The organism is Kitasatospora sp. NPDC093558 (genome assembly GCF_040683475.1).
Classification (GTDB): Bacteria; Actinomycetota; Actinomycetes; order Streptomycetales; family Streptomycetaceae; genus Kitasatospora.
In genome coordinates, this window is the sequence record NZ_JBFBDY010000725.1 from 1 (window position 1) to 2,851 (window position 2,851).

Consider the following 2,851-nt stretch of genomic DNA (forward strand, 5'->3'; position numbering starts at 1 on the left):
GGCCCCACCGCCCGTCGCCGGGTGGTGGGGCCGCAGCGCCATCTCCTGGGGCGCAGTGACTTCAGGAGCGGGTCTCGACGGCTGCCGGGGCGGGGGTGCGCCGGCGGGCGAGGGCTGTGCCGGTGAGGGCCAGGGCGGCGGTGAGGGCCGCGGAGCTCAGGAGTTGGGGGCGTGTGGCTTCGGAGGTGGTCATCAGCAGCATCAGCGCGCCGATCGCTGCGATGACCGCGCGGGTGGTGGCGGGGAAACCCCGGGTGCGGAGCGGGAGTCGGCCGGTGGATTCGAGGGAGCGGCGCAGCACCAGGTGGGAGCAGGCGACCGCCAGCCACATGAAGAGCATCGCCGCGCCCATCGCCTTGGCCAGCAACGGCAGGGCCGCGCCGGGGGACAGCGCCTCGGGGACGACGGCGGCGAAGCCGACGGCGGAGGCGGCGGCCACCGCGCGGGCCGGGACACCGCGTCGGGTGCGGCGGGCCAACGCGGTTGGGGCGTCGCCGCTTTCGGCGAGGGAGTGCAGCATGCGCGAGGTGCCGTACAGGTTCGCGTTGAGGGCGGAGAGCAGGGCCACGACGATCACGGCCTGGGTGACGGTGCCGGCGTGCGGGATGCCGACGCGGCCGAGCGCGGCGACGTACGGACTCTCGTCGGGGCGGGCGTCGCGCCAGGGTAGCAGCAGGACCAGGACGGCCACCGAGCCCAGGTAGAACAGGGCGATCCGCCAGATCGCGGAGCGCACCGCGGTGCGGATGCTGCGGCCCGGGTCCTGGGACTCGGCCGCGGCCATGCCGATGACCTCCATGCCGCCGAAGGCGAAGACGACGCCGAGCAGCGCCGTGACGATCCCCGGCAGGCCGTTGGGGGCGAACCCGCCGTCGCCGGTGAGGTGGTCGAGGCCCGGTGAGGGGGTGCCGGGCAGCAGGCCGAGGAGGGCGGCGGCGCCGAGCGCGATGAAGGCGACGATCGCGAGGACCTTGAGCGAGGCGAACCAGAACTCGGCCTCGCCGAAGGTCCGGACGTCGGTGGTGTTGACGGTGGTGAAGACCGTCATAGCGGCGAGGGTGAACGCCCAGGAGGGGACGGCCGGCCACCACGCGTGGAGGATCGCCGCGGCGGCCAGGGCCTCGACGGCGATGGCGACCGCCGTCACCCACGTGTACAGCCAGCCGGTGGTGAATCCGGCCCACGGTCCCAGCGCGCGACGCGCGTAGACCGAGAAGGAGCCCGACTCCGGCAGTGCGGCGGCGAGTTCGCCGAGCATGCGCATGACCGCGAGGGCGAGCAATGCGGCCAGCAGGTACGAGACCAGCACGGCCGGACCGGCTGCCGCGAGCCCCGCGCCGGAGCCGACGAACAGGCCGGCGCCGATCACCCCGCCGAGTGCGAGCATCGCCAAGTGGCGTGAACGGAGGGCGGCTTGGGCGTGGCGGGCGGGTGAGGAGGTCACGGTTCTCCCAGGTCGAAGCGGTTCTTCGGGGCGGTCCTGCTTGGCCGGCAGTTGACCAACGTGGCGAGATCTATGTTAGAAAAGCTATCAGCGTTCACAAGTCGCGCTAGCGTTTAGGCAGCAACAAGATTCGCACTACCGTGCGAAGGGGGAGTCATGCCTTCACCGTCCATCACCCGTGCCCGCGGACAGTCCGCGGACCTGCGGGACGTCATGCGCCGCTATCCCACTGGGGTCACCGTCCTCAGCAGCGGCCACGAGGACACCGCCGTCGCCATGACGGTCAATTCGTTCACCTCGATCTCGCTCGACCCGCCGCGCGTCCTGGTCTCCGTTATGCGGACCGCCCGCGCGCACCCCGTCATCACCGCCAGCCGCCGGCTCGGCATCCACCTGCTCGCCGCCCACCAGGGCGACGTGGCCAGGCTGTTCGCCTCCCGGGAGAAGCCCGCCGGGCTCGGGCTCGGCGCCCACCTCGACCGCACCGCCGAGGGGCACGACGTGCTCCCCGGCGCCCTCGCCTCGCTCGCCTGCGAGGTCGAGGACACCTACCCCGGCGGGGACCACGACCTCTTCCTCGCCCGGGTGCTGCACACCACCTGTACCGAGCAGCCGCAGGACGCCCTGGTCTTCCACCAGGGGCGCTTCACCTCGGCTTCCGCGGACGGGAGTTGAGCCCGGCCGCGGGTGAGGGCGTTCCCGACGCGATCCGTACGATCCGTACGGTCCGCGTAATCCGTACGATCCGCACGACCCGTGTGCTCGCCGTCCGCGGTGGCATCGCCGTGCCCGCCGACACCGTGCCCGCCCTGACCCGCGCCACCGAGGACCTGCTCGCCGGCCTGCTGGCCGCCAACCACCTCGACCGGGCCGACCTGGTGAGTCTGATGTTCACCATGACCCCGGACCTCACCGCCACCAACCCCGCGCTCGTCCTGCACGAGTCCGGCTGGGACCTGCCCGCCCTCTGCGCGCAGGACGCCACCTTCGCCGGAGCTCCGCCCCGCACCCTGCGGGTGCTGGCGCACCTCTCCTGGGACCGGCCCGGACGGCCCGTCGCCGTCTACCTGGGCGGCGCGGCCCCGACGAAGCCTGCGGCCTGAGCCCGTCACGCCCCCCTGCGTCACCTTTCCGACCAAGCCTGCGGCCTGAGCCCGTCGCGCCCCTCTCCGTCACCTCTCCGACCAAGCCAGCAGCCTGAGTCGGCCACCCCCTCTCTCCGTCACCCCTCCGTGTCCGGCTTCGCACGCCGGCACGCACCTTCCGAGGACCAGCCATGCCCGAAACCGCCTCCCGCACCGCGCTCGACGCGGTCCTGGACGCCGTCGCCGCCGCCATCGGCCCCGACCACGTGATCCGCTCCGCCGCCCCGGCCGTGCCCCTGCCCGCCGAGGCCAACGTCTCCGC

3 protein-coding genes are annotated in these 2,851 nt (G+C 73.3%); 2 read left to right on the forward strand and 1 reads right to left on the reverse strand.

What is annotated here, in order from left to right:
* Nucleotides 1–61: 61 nt before the first annotated feature.
* Nucleotides 62–1,444, reverse strand: coding sequence for an amino acid permease (locus AB0O00_RS34310; protein WP_363658536.1), 1,383 nt, complete (start codon nucleotides 1,442–1,444; stop codon nucleotides 62–64).
* 156 nt (nucleotides 1,445–1,600) lie between these two features.
* Here AB0O00_RS34310 and AB0O00_RS34315 point away from each other — a divergent pair, with 156 nt between their 5' ends.
* Both AB0O00_RS34315 and AB0O00_RS34320 read left to right on the forward strand, forming a co-directional pair.
* Nucleotides 1,601–2,119, forward strand: coding sequence for a flavin reductase family protein (locus AB0O00_RS34315; RefSeq protein ID WP_363658538.1), 519 nt, complete (start codon nucleotides 1,601–1,603; stop codon nucleotides 2,117–2,119).
* An 83-nt stretch (nucleotides 2,120–2,202) separates the two neighbouring features.
* The gene (locus tag AB0O00_RS34320) at nucleotides 2,203–2,547 is read left to right on the forward strand and encodes a chorismate mutase (RefSeq protein WP_363658540.1); all 345 of its coding nucleotides are present in this window, start codon (nucleotides 2,203–2,205) and stop codon (nucleotides 2,545–2,547) included.
* The last annotated feature ends 304 nt before the right edge of the window (nucleotides 2,548–2,851 follow it).